23 protein-coding genes and 1 tRNA gene are annotated in these 22,728 nt (G+C 56.0%); 7 read left to right on the plus strand and 17 right to left on the minus strand.

Going from position 1 to position 22,728, the window contains the following annotated elements:
• The first annotated feature begins 2 nt into the window (after positions 1-2).
• From hisI to tatC, 5 genes are read left to right on the plus strand one after another with little or no spacing between them, the layout of a single operon-like run.
• Positions 3-407, plus strand: coding sequence for a phosphoribosyl-AMP cyclohydrolase (gene hisI / locus ABY734_RS07940; protein ID WP_372778439.1), 405 nt, complete (start codon positions 3-5; stop codon positions 405-407).
• On the plus strand, positions 404-763 hold the full coding sequence (locus ABY734_RS07945) for a phosphoribosyl-ATP diphosphatase (protein ID WP_372778440.1): 360 nt from the start codon (positions 404-406) through the stop codon (positions 761-763). Before hisI ends, ABY734_RS07945 begins: the two co-directional genes overlap by 4 nt.
• Positions 764-784: 21 nt before the next feature.
• Positions 785-1,027 (plus strand): twin-arginine translocase TatA/TatE family subunit, encoded by a 243-nt coding sequence (gene tatA, locus ABY734_RS07950; protein ID WP_372778441.1) that lies wholly within the window; start codon positions 785-787, stop codon positions 1,025-1,027.
• 9 nt (positions 1,028-1,036) lie between these two features.
• Entirely contained in the window at positions 1,037-1,441 is a 405-nt protein-coding gene (gene tatB, locus ABY734_RS07955) for a Sec-independent protein translocase protein TatB (protein ID WP_372778442.1), read from the plus strand.
• Positions 1,438-2,208 (plus strand): twin-arginine translocase subunit TatC, encoded by a 771-nt coding sequence (gene tatC / locus ABY734_RS07960; RefSeq protein WP_372778443.1) that lies wholly within the window; start codon positions 1,438-1,440, stop codon positions 2,206-2,208. The genes tatB and tatC overlap by 4 nt, the downstream gene beginning before the upstream one ends.
• Here the strand turns inward: tatC and dnaB are convergent, their stop codons facing one another.
• From dnaB to rnr, 7 genes are all read right to left on the minus strand, one after another.
• Entirely contained in the window at positions 2,209-3,612 is a 1,404-nt protein-coding gene (gene dnaB / locus ABY734_RS07965) for a replicative DNA helicase (RefSeq protein WP_372778444.1), read from the minus strand.
• Positions 3,613-3,772: 160 nt separating this feature from the next.
• Entirely contained in the window at positions 3,773-4,222 is a 450-nt protein-coding gene (rplI, locus tag ABY734_RS07970; protein WP_372778445.1) for a 50S ribosomal protein L9, read from the minus strand.
• Positions 4,223-4,243: 21 nt separating this feature from the next.
• Positions 4,244-5,068, minus strand: coding sequence for a hypothetical protein (locus ABY734_RS07975; protein ID WP_372778446.1), 825 nt, complete (start codon positions 5,066-5,068; stop codon positions 4,244-4,246).
• A 43-nt stretch (positions 5,069-5,111) separates the two neighbouring features.
• Positions 5,112-5,339 carry a 30S ribosomal protein S18 gene (gene rpsR / locus ABY734_RS07980; protein ID WP_372778447.1) on the minus strand — a complete coding sequence of 76 codons (228 nt, stop codon included), beginning with the start codon at positions 5,337-5,339 and terminating at the stop codon, positions 5,112-5,114.
• A 27-nt stretch (positions 5,340-5,366) separates the two neighbouring features.
• On the minus strand, positions 5,367-5,810 hold the full coding sequence (gene rpsF / locus ABY734_RS07985) for a 30S ribosomal protein S6 (RefSeq protein ID WP_372778448.1): 444 nt from the start codon (positions 5,808-5,810) through the stop codon (positions 5,367-5,369).
• A gap of 146 nt (positions 5,811-5,956) precedes the next feature.
• The gene (rlmB, locus tag ABY734_RS07990) at positions 5,957-6,697 is read right to left on the minus strand and encodes a 23S rRNA (guanosine(2251)-2'-O)-methyltransferase RlmB (RefSeq protein WP_372778449.1); all 741 of its coding nucleotides are present in this window, start codon (positions 6,695-6,697) and stop codon (positions 5,957-5,959) included.
• Between the two features lie 15 nt (positions 6,698-6,712).
• Positions 6,713-9,097, minus strand: coding sequence for a ribonuclease R (gene rnr / locus ABY734_RS07995; protein WP_372778450.1), 2,385 nt, complete (start codon positions 9,095-9,097; stop codon positions 6,713-6,715).
• 133 nt (positions 9,098-9,230) lie between these two features.
• Between rnr and ABY734_RS08000 the strand changes: the two genes are divergently transcribed.
• Positions 9,231-9,317: transfer RNA gene (locus ABY734_RS08000), tRNA-Leu, on the plus strand.
• Between the two features lie 76 nt (positions 9,318-9,393).
• Positions 9,394-10,683, plus strand: coding sequence for a DEAD/DEAH box helicase (locus ABY734_RS08005; RefSeq protein ID WP_372778451.1), 1,290 nt, complete (start codon positions 9,394-9,396; stop codon positions 10,681-10,683).
• 3 nt (positions 10,684-10,686) lie between these two features.
• On the opposite strand, the gene ABY734_RS08010 is transcribed toward ABY734_RS08005, so the two are convergent.
• From ABY734_RS08010 to ileS, 10 genes are all read right to left on the minus strand, one after another.
• On the minus strand, positions 10,687-14,817 hold the full coding sequence (locus ABY734_RS08010) for a hypothetical protein (protein WP_372778452.1): 4,131 nt from the start codon (positions 14,815-14,817) through the stop codon (positions 10,687-10,689).
• A 17-nt stretch (positions 14,818-14,834) separates the two neighbouring features.
• Complete coding sequence (locus ABY734_RS08015; protein WP_372778453.1) at positions 14,835-15,347, minus strand: pilus assembly protein; 513 nt, start codon at positions 15,345-15,347, stop codon at positions 14,835-14,837.
• A gap of 32 nt (positions 15,348-15,379) precedes the next feature.
• Positions 15,380-16,444: a PilW family protein gene (locus tag ABY734_RS08020; protein ID WP_372778454.1), complete on the minus strand. Its 1,065-nt coding sequence runs from the start codon at positions 16,442-16,444 to the stop codon at positions 15,380-15,382.
• Positions 16,441-17,013, minus strand: a complete 573-nt coding sequence (gene pilV / locus ABY734_RS08025) for a type IV pilus modification protein PilV (RefSeq protein ID WP_372778455.1) — start codon at positions 17,011-17,013, stop codon at positions 16,441-16,443. Before pilV ends, ABY734_RS08020 begins: the two co-directional genes overlap by 4 nt.
• Positions 17,013-17,477: a GspH/FimT family pseudopilin gene (locus tag ABY734_RS08030; RefSeq protein WP_372778456.1), complete on the minus strand. Its 465-nt coding sequence runs from the start codon at positions 17,475-17,477 to the stop codon at positions 17,013-17,015. Before ABY734_RS08030 ends, pilV begins: the two co-directional genes overlap by 1 nt.
• A complete protein-coding gene (locus ABY734_RS08035; protein WP_372778457.1) occupies positions 17,465-17,899 on the minus strand; it encodes a type IV pilin protein in 435 nt (144 codons plus the stop codon). Before ABY734_RS08035 ends, ABY734_RS08030 begins: the two co-directional genes overlap by 13 nt.
• A 134-nt stretch (positions 17,900-18,033) precedes the next feature.
• On the minus strand, positions 18,034-18,987 hold the full coding sequence (gene ispH / locus ABY734_RS08040; protein WP_372778544.1) for a 4-hydroxy-3-methylbut-2-enyl diphosphate reductase: 954 nt from the start codon (positions 18,985-18,987) through the stop codon (positions 18,034-18,036).
• Between the two features lie 5 nt (positions 18,988-18,992).
• Positions 18,993-19,430, minus strand: coding sequence for an FKBP-type peptidyl-prolyl cis-trans isomerase (gene fkpB / locus ABY734_RS08045; protein ID WP_372778458.1), 438 nt, complete (start codon positions 19,428-19,430; stop codon positions 18,993-18,995).
• 1 nt (position 19,431) lies between these two features.
• Positions 19,432-19,938, minus strand: coding sequence for a signal peptidase II (gene lspA, locus ABY734_RS08050; protein WP_372778459.1), 507 nt, complete (start codon positions 19,936-19,938; stop codon positions 19,432-19,434).
• Positions 19,931-22,726: an isoleucine--tRNA ligase gene (ileS, locus tag ABY734_RS08055; protein WP_372778461.1), complete on the minus strand. Its 2,796-nt coding sequence runs from the start codon at positions 22,724-22,726 to the stop codon at positions 19,931-19,933. The genes lspA and ileS overlap by 8 nt, the downstream gene beginning before the upstream one ends.
• Positions 22,727-22,728 lie beyond the last annotated feature (2 nt).

A 22,728-nucleotide genomic window follows, 5' to 3' on the forward strand; every position in this document is an offset into this window, starting at 1 on the left:
GTATGACGAGTACAGATGCAGATCAATGGCTGGACAGCGTGGCTTTCAACAGCGACGGCCTGGTACCCGCCATCGCGCAAGACGCAGCATCCGGCAGAATCCTGATGATGGCCTGGATGAACCGCGAATCGCTGGCGCTGACCGCCGAAAGTGGCAAGGCCGTTTACTGGTCGCGCTCGCGCGGAAAGCTTTGGCGTAAGGGCGAATCGTCAGGTCACGAGCAATTGGTAAAGAACATCCAGCTCGATTGCGACGGCGACACCATCGTACTGAGCGTAACCCAGCAAGGCGGCATTGCCTGCCATACCGGACGCGAAAGCTGTTTTTTCCGAACCCTTAGCGACGGTCAGTGGAACACCACCGAAAACGTACTCAAAGACCCGAATCAGATTTACCGGAAATCATGACTGAACCGATCAGCAATAACAGCGTACTCGAGCAGCTTGACCGGGTTCTTGAAGCCCGTAAAGGGGCTGCGGACCCAGAATCATCCTACGTGGCCAGCCTGCACGCCAAGGGTCTGAACAAGATTCTGGAAAAGGTGGGCGAGGAAGCAACCGAAACCATCCTCGCCGCAAAAGACCTTGCCGCCAACGCTGCAGATAACGCGCTTCGCACCGAACTGGTTGGCGAAACCGCCGACCTCTGGTTTCACAGTCTGGTAATGCTGTCGCACCTGAATTTAAGCTATCGCGAGGTTCTTGAGGAACTGGAACGTCGTTTTGATCTGTCCGGACACGAAGAAAAAGCATCCCGGCAATAAATCCGCAGTGAGGAATCGAACATGGGATTTGGCATTAAAGAACTGGTTGTTATCCTGATTATCGTACTGCTGCTGTTCGGTACCAAAAAGCTCAAGGGCATCGGCACCGATCTCGGCAGCGCGATCAAGGGCTTCAAGAAAAGCATGTCGGACGACGACAAAGACAAAGCGGAAACCGATGCCGAAGCGCAGCCGGTGGAAGACAACCGCAGTGACGCGACTGCGTCGCAGATGAACAGCGAGCAGAAGGACAAGTCAGTCTAAGGCTGCACTATGTTCGACATCGGTTTTGCTGAACTGGTTCTGATCTTTGTGGTCGGCCTGCTGGTGCTTGGTCCCGAGCGCCTGCCCGGTGCCGTGCGCACCGTTTCGCTGTGGCTCGGCCGGCTGCGGCGCAGCTTTACCGCGCTGAAAAACGAGATCGAGCGCGAAGTAGGCGCCGACGAAATCAAACAGCAGCTGCACAACGAATCCATCCTCGCCAACCTCAAGGAAACCGAGGATTCATTGAAAGACAGCTTCAGCTCCGTCGAGAAGGAATTCCGCTCCACCCAAAGCGATCTTCAATCGCTGGAATACGATATCAGCGGTGTGGTGAAACCCGGCGCTGACGAAAGCCCCGATCCCGACAAGCCAAACGGCGCCGACCCCGGCGAAGCAGACCGAAAATCCTCATGAGCACAGGCGCAGAAAACGATACCGGCCAACCGCTGGTGCAACACCTGACCGAATTGCGCGACCGCCTGTTGCGCTGCATCCTCGCCGTTCTGGTATTCGCGGTTGCACTGATGGCCTTTGCCAATGACATCTATGCCTTTGTCGCCCAGCCTCTGACCCGCTATTTGCCAGACGGCAGCAGCATGATAGCCACCGAGGTCGCCTCAACCTTCCTGACGCCCTTTAAACTGGTGATCGTGGTGAGCGTCTGCCTGGCCATGCCCGTGGTTCTACAGCAGATCTGGGGCTTTGTGGCCCCAGGCATGTACCGCCATGAAAAACGCATCGCGCTGCCCCTTTTGGTGTCGAGCATTATTCTGTTCTATGCCGGACTGGCCTTTGCCTACTACGCCGTATTCCCGCTGGTATTTGGTTTTTTCAGCAGCGTGGTGCCTGAAGGCGTTGCCTACACCCCGGATATCACCCGCTTTCTCGACACCGCGCTGAAACTGTTTATGGCCTTTGGCATTGCCTTTGAAATTCCGATCGCAACAGTACTGCTGATCTGGAGCGGAGCGGTTGAGCGGGAATCGCTGAAACAGAAACGCCCTTTCGTGATTGTCGGTTGCTTTGTGGTGGCCATGCTGCTGACACCGCCCGACATTTTCTCGCAATGCCTGCTGGCGGTGCCCATGTGGCTTTTGTTTGAGGCGGGGATTTTCTTCAGCCAGTTTCTCGGCAAGCGCGAAGACAGCGCTGACGATGACACGGCTGAAGACAAAAGCTGATCAGTAGTCGCTTTCGTAACCGGTAAAGGCGAGATTATCGAAGCGGGTGTACTTGCCGATAAAGGCCAGACGCGCTGTGCCAATCGGGCCATTCCGCTGCTTGCCGATAATGATCTCTGCCACCCCTTTCTGATCGGTCTCTTCGTTGTAGACCTCGTCGCGATAGATAAACATGATCACGTCCGCATCCTGCTCGATGGCGCCGGATTCACGCAGGTCCGAGTTTACCGGGCGTTTGTTCGGCCGCTGCTCCAGGGCGCGGTTCAGCTGCGACAGCGCTACCACCGGGCAATTAAACTCCTTGGCGATGCCTTTCAGGGAGCGGGAGATTTCCGAAATCTCGGCGGTTCGCCCCTCGCCCCCACGACCGGCCACCTGCATCAACTGCAGGTAATCGAGCATGATCATGCCGATATCACCGTGCTCCCGCGCAATCTTGCGGGTGCGAGAGCGCACTTCGGTGGGTGTCAGTGCCGGCGTGTCATCGATAAACAGCGGCCGGTCTTTCAGCTTATTTACCGCCGCGCTGAGCTTGGGCCAGTCTTCCTGATCCAGCTTACCAGTGCGCACTTTGGTCTGATCGATGCGACCAATGGAGGACAGCATCCGCATCATCAGCTGCTCGGCAGGCATTTCCATACTGAATACGACCATCGGCCGGTCATCATTGAGCACCGCGTGCTCCACCAGGTTCATGGCGAAGGTGGTTTTACCCATCGACGGTCTGGCGGCGACGATAACCAAATCCGACTTCTGCAAGCCCGAGGTCATATCGTCCAACTCTTTAAAACCGGTACTGATCCCGGTCAGCGCCGCATCGCTGCGGAACAGCTCATCAATGCGGTCTACCGCCTTGCTCAGCAGCGGATTGACCGCCTGCGGGCCACCCTCCTTCGGGCGGTCCTCGCTGATCTGCATGATTTCGCGCTCGGCCGCATCCAGCAGGTCGGCGCTGTTGCGCCCGTCTGGGTGAAAACCGCTGTCGGCAATGCGCTGGGCCGCCTCAATCAGCGAGCGCAGGGTGGCGCGCTCGCGCACCACTTCGGCATAGGCCCGGATATTGGCCACCGCCGGCGTATTGCCCGCCAGCTCCGCAAGATAGGCAATACCCCCGCAATCATCCAGCTGGTCGCTCTTGTCGAGGGCTTCCGCCAACGTGACCACATCGATGGGCTGCTCGGCGTCGACCAGCGCAGCCATTTTGGCGTAGATATGACGATGACGGGGCTGGAAGAAATCAGATTCCGTGACCAGATCTGCCACGGTGTCCCAGGCTTCGCCGCGAATCAGCAGGCCGCCCAGCACCGACTGTTCCGCTTCCAGTGAATGGGGCGGCAGCTTGAGGGTGGCCACATCGAGCTCATCGAAGGGCGGTGGGACGTCGTCGTAGGTTTCGCTTTGCATGGGCTGCTTATTGCTCTTGGCCCGTCATTCTGGGGGATATCGACACAAAAAAAAAGCACCCGCTGACGGATGCTTTTCGAAATGCGAGCTTCTGAAAGCCCGCACTCAAGATCAGGCGCTAAGCCTTGCTGCAGTTTTACTCAGCAGCTTACTCAGCAGCTTACTCAGCAACTACAACGAGCTTGATGGAAGTCGTTACTTCCGGGTGCAGCTTGAGGTCGATGTCGTATTCGCCTACTTCGCGAATAACACCTTCCGGCAGCAGCACTTCGGCCTTGACCACTTCGCTGTTGCTGGCCTTGCTGACCGCTTCAGCGATGTCGCGAGTACCGATAGAGCCAAACAGCTTGCCTTCGTCACCAGCATTGGCTTCGATGGTAACTACCAGTTCGTTCAGCGCTTCAGCACGCTTCTCGGCAGCGCTGCGCTTCTCGGCGGCAGCCGCTTCCAGCTCGGCGCGACGCTGTTCGAATTCCTTGATATTCACCTCGGTGGCGGGAACCGCTTTGCCGAAGGGAATCAGGAAGTTACGGCCATAGCCGGACTTCACATTGACCTGGTCGCCCAGTTCGCCCAGCTTGCCTACGTTTTCCAGCAAAATGACTTGCATGATTTCGTCCTCTGTTCGCGCTTACTCGCCGCTGTTGCGGACCGGCAAGCGCTTTCTCACATCAATAAAACTGTCAGTCACGGCCAGCAGTTGTACCAGCCAGCGCAGGGGCAGCAACATCGCCCACAAACCATAAACTACCGTCAGTGCACCGGCCCCAAGGCCAAATCGCGCAGCCAGTGCGTGCACCAGAGCGAAGCCCGCCACCGTCAACGGCACCTGCAACACCATTGCCCAGTTTGCCCACTGACCGCTGCTGACCAGCAACAGAACGCCCAGTAACAGGCCAACCACAAGGGTTTGCGGCAAACGCAGACTGTGAAACTCACTGCGAAAACCACCCGGGTTGTAGAGCATCGCCTGCCACCAGCGAGCGAGCACCAGACCCAGCACCACAGTCCAGGCATTGATCATTCCGATCATACCTGCGATGTCGGTCGCATTCAGCGCCGGCATCACCATCTGCGGGTTGCTTGACCGCAGCTGCTCACCCAACTGGGCCAGCATGTCGGCAATCTGCTGCGACTGGGCCACAGCGACCGTATTCATCAGCAGTGCCAACACCAGCCCGGTAGCGCTGATAGCCAGCAACGCCAGTGGCCAGCCCCCTGCACGCAGGGCGCAGGCCGCTATATACACACCCACCAGCGTGGTGAGCGGGCCGAGATCACTGCCCTGAAGGGCAATAACCGCTGCCGGCAGCAGAGTCCAAGCCAACAGATAAACGCCTTGGGTACTGCCTTTGCGCAGTGTCACCAGAGCAACAGCTGCAGCGCCTATCCAGGCAAAAAACACGGTTCCCACCGCCAACACAGACACTGCAACCGCCTGTGTGCGCCCTCTCATAATGAATTCGGCCAGAGCGCGCATGGAGTGGGCTTACTATCGCTTACTGATGGCCGTCAGTGTAAGGCAGCAGAGCCAGGTAACGCGCGCGCTTGACCGCAGTGGCCAGCTGGCGCTGATACTTGGCTTTGGTGCCGGTAATGCGACTGGGAACAATCTTGCCAGTCTCTGAAACATACGCCTTCAGGGTGTCCAGATCCTTGTAGTCGATCTGATCAACGCCTTCCGCTGTAAAGCGGCAAAATTTGCGACGACGGAAAAAACGTGCCATGTCTTACTCTCCCAAACCTGTCCGCTGTTACTCGTCAGCTTCTGCTGTCGATTTTTCTTCTGAAGACTCATTGTTGCTGTCATCAGAGCTGTTGTCGCTGTCATCACGACGCGGGCGATCGCTGCCACGACCACGACGGTCACGGCTTTCTTTCTCGGCCTTCATGATGGGCGACTCTTCAGTGACGGCTTCTTCGCAACGGATAATCATGTCGCGCAGAACCGCATCGTTGAAGCGGAAGCCGGTACGCAGCTCTTCCATGGCTTCAGCGGAGGCTTCGACGTTCATCAGAACGTAGTGGGCTTTGTGGATTTTTTCGATAGGGTAGGCCAGCTGACGACGGCCCCAGTCTTCAAGACGGTGAACCTTGCCGCCATCTTTTTCGATCGTCTGGGTATAACGCTCGATCATACCCGGAACCTGCTCGCTCTGGTCCGGATGGACCATGAACACAACTTCATAGTGACGCATACGCATCTCCTTGTGGATTTAGCCACCCGACTCAGGCGCGGTGTGGCAAGGAGGCCGCCGCCATTGCAGGCGACGACAGAAAATTAAGACGCGGGATTCTAGGCAAGTGGCGCCCCAGTTGCAAGCAAAATCGGCTGAAATTTGGCCTATCCGGCGCGCTGACGCACTGCTTCGAACAAGGTCACGCCGGTTGCCACTGACACATTGAGACTGCTGACTGCGCCCGCCATGGGTAATTTGGCCAGATAATCGCAGTGTTCGCGGGTCAGGCGCCGCAGCCCGCTGCCCTCGGCCCCCATCACAATACCCACCGGCCCGGTGAGGTCGATCTCGTAAAGCAGCTGTTCCGCCTCACCCGCCAAGCCCACCAGCCAGATACCGGCCTCCTGCAGCTGTTTAAGGGTGCGCGCGAGATTGGTGACCTGCACAAAGGGCACAGTTTCCGCTGCGCCACAGGCCACCTTGCGCGCCACCGAGGTCAGGCCCACCGCCTTGTCCTTGGGCGCAATCACCAAACCCACACCCGCTGCGTCCGCGCTGCGCAGACAGGCGCCCAGATTATGCGGGTCGGTCACACCGTCCAGCACCAGAATCAGCGCCGGCGAGGCAAGGCCGGCCAGAATCTCTGGAATCTGCTTTTCGCTATAGCGAGGCGCCTCATTGGCATGAACTTCAGCAATCACACCCTGATGCCGACCGGACACCAGCGCGTCCAGCTCTTCGCGCGGCAATGTCGCAATGCTAACTCCGCGCTCAGCCGCCAGGTCCAGCAGCGCCTGCAGGCGCTTGTCCTGCCGACCTTTCTGCACCAGCAGCCGGGCAATATCCTCCGACCGCTTCTCCAGGGCAGTTGTGACCGCGTGCAGCCCGAAAATCACTTCCTTCAAGCTCGAACTCCCTGTCTAGCGTTTCCTGCGGCGCTTGCGAGGCCCGCTGCGCTCATCCGGTTTGGCTTTCTTGTCCGAGCGCCCCTTACTCGCGCCGCCCTTACCCGCAGGTTTTTCATCAAACTGCCCCCGGGCAATCTGTTCGCGCTTGGTCAGCTTTCGCTTCTTGCCCGCCGCACTGGTACCGACATCCACCAGCCCCAGCTCTACCTTGCGGTTTTCCACGTCGACACTGAGGATCTGCACGCTGATCGAATCACCCAGCGCAAACACATCCCGATTGCGCTCGCCCACCAGACGCTGGCGTGCCGCATCAAACTGGTAGAAGTCCTTGCCGAGGGCGCCAATGTGAACCAGCCCCTCCATATAAAGTGGCTTCATTTCCGCAAAGAAACCAAAGCCGGTCACGGCGGTAATAATGGCATCGTAGGTCTCCCCTACCCGCTCGTGCAGATACTCGCACTTGAGCCAGGCCATCACATCGCGGCTGGCATCGTCAGCGCGACGTTCGGCCATGGAACAATGCTCACCGAGGCTCACCATGGCACCGGTGTCGTAGGGATAAATCTCTGACTGCTTGAGCTTCTTTGCGCCCTTTTGCGGCGCAATCTGAGTAAGCTCCGCATTACTGCGCAGCAGATAGCGAATGCAGCGGTGTACCAGCAAATCCGGATAACGGCGAATGGGCGAGGTAAAGTGGGCGTAAGCCTGGTAGTGAAGCCCAAAATGACCGCCGTTGTCCGGCTGATACATGGCCTGCTTCAGGGAGCGCAGCATCATCACCTGTATCACACTGGCGTCGGGCCGGTCGGCCACCGATTGCAGCAGCGCTTGAAAATCGGTTGGCGAAGGCTCCTCACCGCCACCGAGGTTCAGGCCTATTTCACCGAGAAAGGTGCGCAGATTGGTCAGCTTGTCGCCACCGGGAGCCTCATGCACTCGGAACAGCGCAGGCAAACCACTTTTTTCCAGCAGGCGGGCGGTCGCGACATTGGCGCACAACATGCATTCCTCAATGATCTTGTGGGCATCATTGCGCTGCACCGGCACGATTTCGGCAATGCGGTGCTGCTTGTCGTAGACTACCTTGGTTTCGACCGTTTCAAAGTCAATGGCACCACGCTGGTCACGGGCAAAACGCAGCGCCTTGTACAGATCATGCAGATCGCGCAGCTGCGGCATAAAGCCCCTGCGACGACGCTGCAGCTCTTCGTCGGCCTCGCCGTTCAACAGCGCCGCCACCTCGTTATAGGTGAAGCGGGCGTGAGAGCGCATCACGCCCTCATAAAAGGTGTAACCACTCAAACGGCCCTGCGCGCTGACGGTCATTTCACAGACCATGCACAGGCGTTCGACTTCTGGCTTCAGGGAGCACAAGCCGTTCGACAGCACCTCCGGCAACATGGGCACCACGCGGTCGGGAAAGTACACCGAGGTCGCGCGTTTTTGTGCCTCTTCATCCAGCGCCGAACCGATCGACACATAGTGAGACACATCGGCTATTGCCACCCACAGGCGCCAACCGCCGTTCTTCTTTGGCTCACAGTAAACCGCGTCATCGAAGTCACGGGCGTCTTCACCGTCAATCGTAATCAGCGGCAGCTTGCGCAGATCAACCCGCGCCTTCTTGTCCTCTTCGGAAGGCTCGGCCGCAAAGCGCCGCGCCTCGCGTTCGACTTCGTCCGGCCACTCGTGAGGTATGTCGTGCTGGCGTATGGCAACGTCGGTCGCCACGCCCGGGTGATTCACATCACCGAGCACTTCCACGATTGAGCCCAACGGCGGCTTTTTAATCTCAGGCTGACGGGTGATGGCCACTGTCACATAGTCGCCGATTTCAGGTGTGGCGCCCGACAAATCCTCAAGGCCAACCACATGGGATACTTTGCCCTCACAGACTACACAGGGCTCGCCGTCTCGAACATCATAGCGTCCAACTACCTGACGCGTGTTGCGCTCAAGCACCTGCACAATGTTGCCCATGGCCCGGCCGCGTCGGTCGTAACCTTCAACCGCTACGCGCACACGGTCACCGTCAAACACACGCTGCATCTGCCAGGCAGTCAGAAAAATATCCTTGCCTTCCTGCAGAACAAAACCAAATCCGTCTTTATTGGCCTGAACAATGCCTTCCAGCATTTCCAGCTCAGCGGGCTCCAGCCGCCCCGACTTGCTGGCCGTCAACTGCTTGTCGCGCAGCATCGCCCGCACCCGGCGGCGCAGGGCTTCTTCCGCCTCAGCGTCGGCATCGTGCATGCCAAGCTCTTTGGCCAGCTGCTTTTCAGTAAGGGGTTTGCTGTCCAGTACCTCGAGAATAGCTTCTCGACTGGGGATGGGATTATCGTAGCGGGCTGCTTCCCGCTCGGCATGGGGATCGGCCGGTGGACGGCGTTTTGCCATATAAAGGTGCTTACCTCAGCTTATTTGCGAATTCGTAAAAAATCGGATCCATTATACGCACTGGCATTGACAAAGCATCCCTGTATCAGTAAATTGCGCGCCTCGGGTCACATGACCCCACTTTCCCATCTATGCCCAGGTGGTGAAATTGGTAGACACGCTAGCTTCAGGTGCTAGTGGCCGCAAGGCCGTGGAGGTTCAAGTCCTCTCCTGGGCACCATTTATCCTCGTACGATTCACCGACACCTACCTTTATTCTCGGGCTCGACTGAATCGTCGAACGTCTGGTAACCCCTATGTCATTTACCACTCTCGGCCTTTCCGAACCCCTTTTAAAAGCCATTGCCCAGAAAGGCTACGAAACGCCGTCACCCATTCAAGCCCAAGCCATTCCCGTCGTGCTGAAACAGCAAGACCTGATGGCGGCAGCACAAACTGGCACCGGCAAAACGGCAGGCTTTACCCTGCCCATTCTCGAGCTGTTGAGCCGTGGCGAGCGCGCCAAGCCCAATAAAGCCAGAGCACTGATTCTGACCCCGACCCGCGAACTCGCGGCGCAGGTTGGCCAGAGCGTGCAGGATTACGGCCAGCATATGAACCTGCGCAGCGCCGTGGTGTTTGGCGGAGTAAAAATCAACCCGCAGATGATGGCCCTGCGCAAGGGCGTCGATATTCTGGTCGCTACCCCCGGCCGCCTGCTCGACCTCTACCAGCAAAACGCCGTGCGTTTTGACCAGTTGGAAATTCTGGTGCTCGACGAAGCCGACCGCATGCTGGATATGGGTTTTATTCACGACATCAAAAAGATTTTGAACGTGCTGCCCAAACAGCGCCAGAACCTGCTGTTCTCCGCGACCTTCTCGGGCGATATTCGCACCCTGGCCAAGGGCTTGATGAATAATCCAGAGGAAATCTCAGTTTCGCCGCGCAACACCACTGCAACCTCGGTAACGCAGGTGATTCACCCAGTGGACAAGGCCCGCAAGCCAGACCTGTTGATTCAGCTGATCAAATCCCAGGGCTGGTATCAGGTACTGGTGTTCAGTCGCACCAAACACGGCGCCAACAAACTGGCCAAGAAGCTGGACAGCGCCGGCATTAACTCTGCGGCCATTCACGGTAATAAAAGCCAGGCGGCCCGCGAACGGGCGCTGAGCGAATTCAAAAAGAACAAAGTGCAGGTATTGGTCGCCACCGACATTGCCGCGCGCGGACTGGATATTTCTCAGCTCCCCCACGTGGTGAACTTTGACCTGCCCAACGTAGCGGAAGACTACGTACATCGCATTGGCCGCACCGGCCGCGCCGGCGCCGAGGGCGAAGCGGTCTCACTGGTCAGCGCGGATGAATTCAAGCAACTGCAACAGATAGAGCAACTGATTGGCAAAAGTCTGACACGGGAATACGTGGATGGTTTTGAGCCGAATCATGAAGTGCCCGCATCACAGCCCATTCGCAAACCGCAAAAGCCACGGGCCAAACCACGCGGCCCACAGCGGCCTGCTCAGAATCGCGGCGGCAATGCGGGCAACAACACTCAGGCCAAACGCAAGCCCCGCCCGCCGCGTGCGCGACGGGCGGATTGAGGGTTATTTGTAGTACCAGTAGGTGCGCTTGCGGCCCGGATCAAGGTTCAGGGTCGGCGTACTGGGGTCAAAGGCCGAGGGTCCTTCACCACCAATAATAAACGGCACTGTTTCATCGCCAATCGTGACCAGCCCAGCGATTGGCGATGGCGGCATACCGCCACCGACAAACACGTTGGTCGTCGCATCGCCTGTCAGGAAGTTAACCTTATAGCCCCGCGCCTTACCCAGATTAGCGGTACAGGAATCTTCAGGCACAGCGTCCGGCTGATTGGTGGCAAAGAACACATTGCCCGCCACAACTACGGGGGCGTTAACCCCCTTTTCACCAGCACCGGCGAAACTGAAGTAGTAGCCGTCGAACAAATCGCCATTACCATCGAAATCAACCAAAGTGACTTCCGTGCCATTCGCGTCCTCATACTTTCCGGTCGACGAGTTATACGTGCAGTCGACCGGGGCATTATTGGCATCCAGGCAGCGCCCAACGGTACGGTTAAACAAATCAGCTTCTGTTAACACCGCCCGGGATTGCTCATGAGCCACGGAACGATTTGGGTCTCCGTCGTAGGACACCGTATCCTTTATCATGTAAAAGCGGTTCGTCACGTTATAAGCCAAACCAGGCGTAGAGTCGCTCGTAAATAGAGGGTGCTCCCGGTCGCCGGTCACCGCTACCACCGCGTCGAAGTTATTCGTGGGCACAACGTCGGGGGCAAACAGAAATTTGCGGGCATCATTGCCAGTACCGCTGATATCGGCAATTTTGATAAGCTGGAAATCAGCAGGCGTCGGTGTCGTACTGTAGCCATCGGGCTCCAAATCCACCCGCCAGATACCACCCCCAACATCGGCCGCATACAGTCTGTCGACAACACCGTCAAAGTTGCGATCTACCACTGTCACATCGGCAGCAAAGGACTTGTCAAAATCGACAGTAAAGTCACTGTTATCAAAACAGTTGCTACTGGTTGCACCGGCCACACCTGAGCAATCCCCTAATGCAGCCCACACCAGACTACCATCGGTCACATCTAGAATAATAATACCGCGACCTTCATCGGTCGTACGCGTCACTGCATTGCCATTACTGTCAACGCACTGTCCCGCCGGCTCGCAATCCTCTACATCGGCATCATACCCGGCAGCCATAATCATAACCGGATTGGCGTGCCCCTTAATCTCAACAATCTTGGGCTGCGACCAAGTCTGGGCTAGCTCCGGTATATCCGCATTGGTTTTCTTCCAGAGAATTTTTGGGGGCTGCGTCGGGTCAGTAACATCCATCGCGTAGACTACAGCACCACCGCGTCGCGCTGTCAAAAAGATATAGGACTTACCAGCCGTCGCTCCAGTTGTGCGCTTGTCTTGCAATATGGACGTAATGCCGTCAAAGAAGTAATCCCGAGGAATCGCTTCATCATCGACAACACCGGTATAGTCAATCCTAGGAGCGTCGTTGAACAAACGCGGCAACTTGGTGAAGAACTCCGGCGCGACAAAACTCCAAAGTTCACCACCCGCAGGGATCACGCGACCATCTGCCAGCGTAATGGAGCGAGTCTGGTTGCCATTTATCGCGCGGTAGAGACCATCATTTGCGCCATAAAATACGATGACATCGGTTTCCCCTGAGGGATTGTCTCCATTAATATCCCCAAAGTTGATAACGGCAGGGCGCGAATGCAACACGTCGCCATGTATCGATGGCCTAATATTGATATTGCAGCTTGTTGTGCCATCGGGATACTTACGAGTGCCATCATTATTCAGCGGACACGGCCCCTCTAAGTTCTCGTTGTTTGCCACATCTTCGCCGCGAACCCATTGAATCAAGTTAGTCCCACTCAGCAAGGTTTCGCCCTGACAGGTAACGTCATGACTGCCCAAGGCAACATTATTTAACTCGATCGTATAGGAGTTGGCTGTATTGATGGTCGCAGCTTCGGTGACAAATGAACCACCCGTCATCTGATTCAAACCTACACCAGCGCCGCCGTTTACGGTTTCACTCGCCGAGATCGCGCAGGAACTTAGTGTTATCTGCTCACCTGTGGAGAAACCGTGACTATTCTGAGTGACAACCGCGTCAGTCGAGTACCGATAAACTGTAACCTCGAGTTGATTGCCACCATTATTGGCACCCGCCGGCATCGAAGGCATTTTGACCCTGAAGTATTTCAAACCACTTACGGAGTGGGTGCCTGTCTCCAGCACCTCACAGGTATTTGCATCAGTCATCGCATTATTACAATCAGTCTGAGGCAGGAAAGTGGCATCTGTAGGCGTGATATCCACGTGATCGGCGGCAACTTGATTTTGTCCATTTCCTGACTCAGCCCGAACAGCGGGCAAAGTCCCTGCTACCGCTTCGTAAAAATTACAGTACGTGGTATTCACACCTCGGACTTTAATAGATTCACAGGCATAAGTTACGTTCAACTTGTCTATTGAACCAGCTCGGATCGCGGCAGAGCCCGCACCGCTGGATGACAAGGCAAACAACGTATCGGCATTACTCGTCAGAGTATTGTTTGACGTGGAAAACTCCGGAAGGGTCGCATTGGTCGGACAGGCTGTGCTGTTACAGGTGTAAACTTTACGCGCTGCCTGACTGGTTAAATACTGTACTCGCGCAATCTGACCTGCACCGCCTTTTTCCACCAGATCACCATCGGGCTTATCGAAAGATCGCGCATCCCCACTGGGACTATTCACCCAAAAACCGAAACCCTCATCGGCTTCTGTCGGCCAATCAGCCTGGCCCGACGGTGTATTTGTCGTCCAAAAACTGGCCGCTGTTCCTTTGAGCGTACCGGTATTGATATTGGTCGCAGAGGTTACTGGCCCGGAACTTGGATCCTGCGTCGCATCGGTCAACACAATCGTGCCACTGGCATCGAAGCCCAGCTGGTATTGCTTCAGGTTACCCAGCCAGCGCGGCCCGGCGGAGGCATCCGGCCGAAACATGGCAATGTATATCTGATTAAGGAAGGTACCCTGAGTGTTGGCGCTTACCGGCAGCGTGGCGGAAGAGAACACGCTGTTTACCGCCTGCACCTCGTTGAATATATCGATAAATATATTGGTCAATTTTCCAGGTTGGTCGAACTCAACCTCATAGGAATCACCGCCACCCATGCTTGCCATCTTACCGTAGAAAAATATCTCTTCGTCTATTTTGCTGGCAAGGTTGGGGTCCGGGTCATAGACCGCTATGGTGTAGGTGGAAATATTGCGGTCTGCTTGGGCACTGTCGCTGACATTGACGCGCTTCATAAATCGTGTCCATTCGTCAGCCCAATAGCCTCCATTAGCGCTGCCCGAATTGGTCAGATTGGTAACCGCTATCGGTGTCATGTAAAAGTTGTGCTCATCTGAACCTTGCGCATAGCTAAATGCATTAATCAGCTCATTGCTAAGCACGGTTTCAGGGCTGCCTGTTCCGTCTTTTACCGACGCATTTTCTTTGGTCGCATTTCCTAGATAGACCACAACAGCATCCCGACACTCAGTTGATACCGTTGTAACACTGGAATAATCGGTACCCGAGCAGGAAGTGCTTAACCCGTTCAATGCTGCCCAGGTTTCCGCCACCATATCGCCGGTTTGGGCCTGATTCGCCAGAATGCTGTTGTTCGTGCTGTCTTGGAAGGATTTCACCATCGCGACGAAACTGTCGATAGTGCTGGACTCACTTACCTCACCGGTTTCCGGATCCGTGAGTCCGTCATGCATTAGTTTTGGCTGGAGCACAAGATAGCCGCAATCATCGCCGCCTTTGGTCAGGCCATTCGGATAACTATTTTCAATCCCATTTTTATTAAACACCATCAAACCAACTTTGACCTTTCCCAAGAGTTCAGGAAGGTTCTTTAAAGCCAGCATGGTATTAACCAGGGAGCACTGCTCCATACCCGCCACCGAATTCCCCATACTGGGAGCACCGGTACCGTCGTCATATGTGCAACCGTGAGTGACATTCGCATTTGCATTGGCCGAGGTATGCCAGGCAATCAGTACGGTAGGTTCGTTCCCCCCCGCCGGGTTATTACCGGTAAAGAGATCGATATCTTCTGCTGACACCAGGCCGCTGAAGGCAAAAAGTACACACAACCACTTTTTCATGCTCATAACTCTCTCCTGCTGACCTAGGGACAGCTAGTACCAACAATTGCCAGCAAATAAATACCCTGATGCATTTCTATTCCGGCACCAGTAACACCATCGGCCACGGTTGAAGCCACATCCCAGTTCATTCTCGAACACCATGAATTGCCCGAGGTCACGCCGCCACTACCACCGAAAATACCGGTAGAGGCCATTGAACCACTACCTAAACACTGTGCCTCATTGGGGTTACTGACATCCAGTTCCGGGACTTTGATAATGGTCGATTTGGTGCAATTGGGTGGGGCTACGGAGGCAATCATGTCATCGACGCCATCACCGTTAAAATCAGTACCGATTTCTTCCGGGTTTACGGGGAGTGGCAGCGCAAAGTTGGCAGGGTTACTGATATAAGCCTCCATACCATTTCGCGCCGCTAGCTTCGCTTCAATGCGATACTGCTGGTTGCCGGCAATTTTGAAATTAATATTGCTGGACGACACCAGACTGGTAACGATGATCATGAAAATACCCACCATGACCAAAACAATCACCAGAGTGGCTCCGCGTTCTCTGCTTAGGGACCTCATGACTCACGCACCCCCGATACGTTTTGGATCAATATAACGCTGCGAAAGACCCGGCGTTTAAAAGCGTCGTTAAAAGGTCCCACGCGCGCCGCTTCTCCGAGATCATAGGTTTTATTGTCATTCCAACCAGGAAAGGGGTCGATACTGCGTACGAGCACAGCAACTGCAATAGAAACAACATTGGAGAAATTTTCAGTGTCACTCGATGATCCTGCCGAAGGACAGCCGACACCCGTTAAATCATCTACCCTCGGGTCTGGCACATAACAATCGGGGGCTCCGTTGTCATCCAGATCGATACCGTATTCAAAGTGAATATCCTGAATCCCCTCCACTAGAGAGCGTGTAACCAAGTCGCCGTTAACAAACTCAACCACTTTGAGCGTGGGAATACCGTCGCTGGGGTCACACTCGTCGCAACTGGAGACAAAGAAAGAGCTGACGCGATAGGGCCACACCCGTGCGGTGTTGCAGTCATCGTCACGCAAAGTGAAGCTGGATTTGACCGTATTGAATCGAAATTCGTCAGAATCCAGCGAGCAAGAAGAAATCTGCAGGTAGGGGTCGCCGTCGACAGCCGCCGATTGCGCAACTGAATCCCCGCTGACACGACGCACAACTAAAACCTCACCGTTAGTTACAATACTGGCATCGGTGGTAGTGAAACAGGACGGCGTCGCAGCCGATGAAGAATAGCCAAAACCCTCAACGGCCGTTGGTAATTCAGGCGCTGCGCTGTCACCGTCTGAGTCTGTAAGGCTGATACCAAGATTAGCGAGCGTTGTGCCGTCCTCACATGGATTTGGGGATGTGTAGTCAATACTGGCATTAAAATAAGGCCCAAGATAACCGGCTAGGGCAATCTCATCAGTGAGGATTTGTATGGCGTAACGCCCGTTTTCAGAAAGTTCTGAGCTGCGATTTAACTCAGTCCGAGTGGCGCTCACTGATGCCATTAAACTAATAATACCGACCAGCATAAACGCGCCGAGCGTTAAAGCAATCATGATTTCCAGCAGAGTCAGACCATGCTGACGCAAATTTAAAGTCTGTTTCATCATGATAGATTCGCCAGTCTGACCAGAACACTTACCGCACGACGACGGGTTTCAGGTCCGTATTGATTTTGACCACAACTGTTAGTAGGCACGACGGTATCACTAAGACCTTGCCACGCGACTGTCACGCGATACAAACGATTCGCAGCATCGACCTGTTCTATGCATCCTCGGGCATCAATCATGGCACCGAGATTGACGGTCGCGTCGCTTGCATCCTTCTCAGAGGCTCCGAGAAGGGCGTTATGCCAGGCCAGCATATCGGCGTCGGCCCTGTTCTGCTGAGCACTGCTGCCGCAATCCTGAACGTCTGTACCAAAAGTTACCCCTGTACCGAATTCCTCTCCATTCGCCCCGTTGCTGTAACAGGTAACCACCTGACGATTCACATTGATTCGGTCCACCATATCCTGGACCAAGGTCAAGGCCTGCAGCCGCTGATAGGATTCAGCTTCCTGCTGCACTGTGCGCACAACCAGCCCCGCCGCTCCCATCAATGCCACCAGCGACACCAACAAGGCGATCAGCAACTCAATCATCCCGATACCGCGCTGTTTCAGATGCCTCTTCATCAGCAACTCCCGGATTTCAAAGAAGGCTTGCCTGTCGCCGAAAGATTTACACATTGAGTAGACGATCCCGAGCCACTCGGCGGCGTAATTTCCACTTCCACATCCGCGCCATTGCGGCGGCCATCACCGCCAAAACTGAAAGCTGTTGCGGAAGGCGTACCGGTAAGCGTTATACCGGTGAACCCATCCTGTACGCGCAGATTGTTCCCACCGCTTGCCACTGTCCAGCCATCACTCCATCCTCCGGCCGCCGGCGTCATCGTCACGGTAGCATTGCGCTTTACCGCCTCACTACGCGCAAAGTTCAACGAGGCCACCAGATCATTGGCCGCACTACGCACCCGCTGGGTCGCAATCATATTCTGGAATGAGGGCACCGCCAGCGACGCAACAATGGCCACCACCGCTAGCGTGACCAGCATTTCCATCAGGGTGAAACCCCTGTTTTTACCTAACGCCAGCATCGTGCACCTGAATGTTGAGAAGTTTTGGCACCGAGGTTGTTAATGCGCAACCAGCCACAATCGGTATCGTCGCTGGCCTGAGCACCGGTCGGCGTCGCCGTAACTTGATAGGCCGGAGGTGAATCTACGGTGCCATCATTGTTGATGTCATTGGTAGTCGTTACCGTGTAATTGTCAGACACTTCGGGTGGCGCCGTTGCGCCGAGCGCGGTCATGTCAGCAGCATAAGCACGGTTATCCAGCAGAAAGCGCTCCTGTAGATTGGCCACTTCGAGAGTATAACTCGCGGCGGCACTTCGATTGGCCCGCACGGTACTATCGCGATAGCTCCCAAGTGCAATGGTGGCAATAATCGCAATCATCGCCACCACGATCATCATTTCTATGAGGGTGAAACCCTGTGTCTGCCTCGCTGAGCCCATTGGCGTATCCCATCGCTCTTTTCGGATTTATGACTGAGATACTCGTCCACACCGCACACAAATGCAGCCGGGTTGCGACAAACGGTAGGATTAAGGGGATAAGCGGTCACGGCATGCAAAAACCGTGACCGGGATCACTTAGCGGTGGCGTCGACCCAACGCAGTTCACGCGGCAGAGAGAAGGTGATGTTTTCCGGGCGCCCGTCCAGCTCAACCGGTGTGGTCGCACCCAACTCACAGAGTCTGGCAATTACGTCCTGCACCAGCACTTCCGGGGCGGAGGCGCCGGCGGTGATACCAATCGCTTTCACGCCTTCCAACCACTGTGGCTGGATGTCTTGCGCCGCGTCGATCAGATGCGCCTGACAACCCTTGCGCTCGGCCAGCTCGCGCAGACGATTGGAGTTGGAGGAATTGGGGGAACCCACCACCAGCACCAGATCCGCTTGGTCGGCCAGAGTTTTCACTGCATCCTGGCGGTTCTGGGTGGCATAGCAGATGTCATCTTTGCGCGGACCTTCGATGGCCGGGAATCTGGCGCGCAGGGCATCAATAACCGCTGCGGTATCATCCATCGACAGGGTGGTCTGGGTCACAAAAGACAGGTGTTCGGGCTTGTTCACTTGCAGGCTGGCAACCTGCTCTGCGTCTTCCACGAGGTAAATGGCGCCGCCCTGGCTTTCGTCGTACTGACCCATGGTGCCTTCCACTTCCGGATGGCCTTTGTGGCCAATCAGAATACACTCGCGGCCCTCCTGACTGTACTTGAGCACTTCCATATGCACCTTGGTCACCAGCGGGCAGGTGGCATCAAACACTTTCAGGCCACGCTGCTCGGCCTCTTCCCGCACTGCACGGGAAACACCGTGAGCGGAGAAAATAACAATCACATCGTCCGGTACTTCGTGGAGCTCATCCACAAACACCGCCCCGCGATCGCGCAGGTTGTCGACCACAAATTTGTTGTGCACGACTTCGTGGCGCACGTAGATGGGCGCACCAAAGACATCCAGGGCGCGATTGACGATTTCGATGGCGCGATCAACTCCAGCGCAAAAACCGCGCGGATTGGCCATTTTGATTTCGATAGCGCTCATTTCCCGGCAACTTCCACATTGAGAATTTCTGCAGTAAAGCGCAGTGTACGCCCCGCCAGCGGGTGATTAAAGTTCACAATGACTTCGTCTTCACTGACCGACTGCACCACCCCCGGCAGCTCGGCGCGCTGAGCGTCGGCAAAGGAAATCACCATGCCTTCATTCAATTCCATATCGGCGCCAAATTGATCGCACTTGAAATGCTGGATATTGGCGGGATTGGGCTGACCAAAGGCATCTTCAGGCTTCAGCTCAAAATCTTTTTTCTCACCGGCCTGCATACCAAGCAGTTTCTTCTCCACCCCCGGCAACAGACTGCCGTCACCGTAGGTAAAGGTGGCGGGGCTGCGGTCGAAAGTGGAATCCACGACGGAACCGTCCTCCATCGCCAGTTCGAAATGCAGCGTAATGCGGGATTGGCTATCAATAGTCATATCAACGGTTTTCCGGGTGCAGCACCATATCCAGCAGCATGCTGGCGGCACCGACGGTAATGCAGGTATCGGCCCAGTTAAAAGCCGGAAAGTAATAGTTGTTCCAGTGCAGGGAAATAAAATCCACCACGTAACCCAATGCCACGCGGTCAACCAGATTACCCACAGCACCGGCGAGGATCATGCAAAGTGAAAAAGTCAGCAATTTCTGCTGGTTTTTGATCAGTGCCATCCACACCATCAGGGCCAGACTCACACCCAGCGACACCACAATAAAAAACCAGCGCTGCCAGCCACCGGCGTCACTCAGAAAGCTGAAGGCGGCCCCGGTATTGTAGTGCAGAGTGAGATTGAACACCGGCAGCACATACACCGGCTGCCCGTAGGACAGGTACGTGTCGGCCAGGTGCTTGGTCCACTGATCCAGCAGGACCATGGCGAAGGCCAGCAGATACCAGCGCATGACTCCGGTCTCCACCAGGTTCCGGACAATCCGGCGACTATGCATAACTGCGCTGTTCACCATCACCTTCTATATTGTCTACGCAACGCACGCACAGCTCGGGGTGAGCCTCTACGCTGCCCACATCCTCGCGGTAGTGCCAGCAACGCACACACTTGCTGCCTTCGCTGGCTCGAATTGAAACTTCGAGATTATCCAGCTCGGTGGCAACCGCATCTTTGCTATCGGCAAGATCCGCCACCCGGGCTTTGGAGGTAATCAGCACAAAGCGCAGTTCATCCTCCAGCTTTTCCAGTTCACCGCGCAGGGACTGATCGCAAAACAGGGTAACTTCGGCCTGCAGGCTGCCGCCGATCACCTTATTATTCCGGGCTTCTTCCATCGCTTTGTTGACCGCGGTTTTCACTTCCTGAACCAGGGTCCAGAAGGCATCGCCGCGCTCGGGGTCGTCAAAGCGCTCCAGCCCCTCATACCACTCGGCAGTAAACACGCTGCCGGATTGTTCGCCGGGCAGGTTGTCCCACAGCTCGTCAGCAGTAAAGCTGAGAATCGGTGCCATCCAGCGAATCATGGCCTGGGCAATATGGTACAGCGCGGTCTGGGCCGAGCGACGGGCCAGGCTGTCAGCACCCGTGGTGTACTGGCGATCCTTGATGACGTCCAGATAGAAGCCACCCAACTCCACCACACAGAAATGATGCAGCTTCTGATAAACCTGATGGAACTGATAGCGATCGTAGGCGCCGCGAATTTCATCCTGCAATTGCGCGGCGTGATGCACAATCCAGCGATCCAGGCTCAGCATATCGGCGCTGGCCACCAGATCATTCTCGGGATCAAAGCCTGCCATATTGGACAGCATAAAGCGGGCGGTATTGCGAATACGGCGATAAAGATCTGCGGTGCGCTTGAAAATCTCCTTGGACACCGTCATCTCGCCGCGGTAGTCCGTAGTGGCCACCCACAGGCGCAGCACATCGGCGCCGAGATCGTTCATGACCTCCTGGGGCGCAATCACATTCCCGAGCGACTTCGACATCTTGTGACCGTTAGTGTCCACGGTAAAACCGTGGGTCAGCACGGTCTTATAGGGCGCACTACCATTTACGGCAATCGCAGACAGCAGCGAGGATTGGAACCAGCCCCGGTGCTGATCCGAGCCTTCCAAATAGAGATCCGCCGGGTATTGCAGCTGCTCGCGCTGATTCAACACCGCGTAGTGGGTCACCCCGGAATCAAACCAGACATCTAAGGTATCGGTGACTTTTTCATAGCGCTCGGCGTCGGCGCCCAGCAGTTCACTGGCGTCGAGTTCGAACCAGGCATCAATGCCCTCTTTTTCTACGCGCTCAGCCACTTTCTCAATCAGCGCGGGCGTATCGGGATGCAGTTCGGCGGTTTGCTTATCCACAAACAAGGCAATGGGCACACCCCAGGTTCGCTGTCGGGAAATACACCAGTCCGGGCGCTCCTGCATCATGGATTCAATGCGCGCCTTGCCCCACTCCGGCAGCCACTGCACTTCGTCGGCGGCTTTCAGCGCAGTATCGAGCAGACCGTTCTGATGCATGCTGACAAACCATTGCGGTGTGGCGCGGAAAATAATCGGGGATTTGTGGCGCCAGCAGTGGGGGTAGCTGTGCTCGTAGCTTTCGTTGTGCAGCAGACGGCCGCGCTCTTCGAGCAGCTCGATAATCGGCTGATTGGCCTTGTGTACAAACTGACCGGCAAACAGTTCGGTTTCTTCGAGAAACACCCCGTTGCCGCCCACCGGGTTCAGCACGTCCAGATTGTATTTGCTGCCCACCACAAAGTCGTCGGCGCCGTGGCCGGGCGCGGTATGCACCGCGCCAGTACCCGCATCGACCGTGACGTGGTCACCGAGTATCACCGGCACCTGCCGATCGTAAAAGGGGTGCTGTAGTTTCAAGCCTTCCAGCGCGGCGCCCTTGAAGCTGCCGAGCAATTCAAACTCCTGCGCACCGAAACGAGCCAGTGCTTTTTCGTGCAGCTCCTGCGCCAGTACCACAGTGCGACCGTTATAAGAGGCCACCACATACTCAAGTTCCGGGTGCAGGGCCACCGCCTGGTTAGCGGGTAAGGTCCAGGGCGTAGTGGTCCAGATCACCAGATCAACTGCGCTTACCGCAACACCACTGCGCTGCGAGAAATCCGCCGCATCGACCACTGCAAAAGCCACATCAATGGCCGGCGAGGTTTTGTCCTGGTATTCGACTTCTGCTTCCGCCAGCGCCGAACCACAGTCGGTACACCAGTGCACGGGCTTGAAACCCTTGTGCACGTGGCCGTTGTCAACGATCTTGCCCAATGCCCGAATGATATTCGCCTCAAAGGCGTAATTCATGGTCAGATAGGGCTCATCCCAATCGCCCAGAACGCCAAGGCGCTCAAAGCTGTCGCGCTGACCTTTGACCTGCTTGCTGGCGTAGTCGCGGCACTTCTGACGGAAGGTACGCACGTCGACCTTGTGGCCGGGCTTGCCGACCTTTTTCTCAACATTCAGCTCAATGGGCAGGCCATGGCAGTCCCAACCGGGCACATAGGGAGCGTCAAACCCATCCAGCGTCTTGGATTTAACGATCATGTCCTTGAGGATTTTATTGACCGCGTGCCCGAGGTGAATATCGCCGTTGGCGTAAGGGGGGCCGTCGTGCAGGATAAACTTTTCACGACCGGCCCGGGCCTTGCGGATGGCCTCGTAGAGTTTGCCTTCCTGCCATTTTTTCAGCATGCCCGGCTCGCGCTGAGCCAGGTTGGCTTTCATGGGAAAAGCCGTCTGAGGCAGATTCAATGTGTGTTTGTAGTCGCTCATAG

Source organism: Litorivivens sp., assembly GCF_041624475.1.
Lineage (GTDB): Bacteria > Pseudomonadota > Gammaproteobacteria > Pseudomonadales > Spongiibacteraceae > Litorivivens.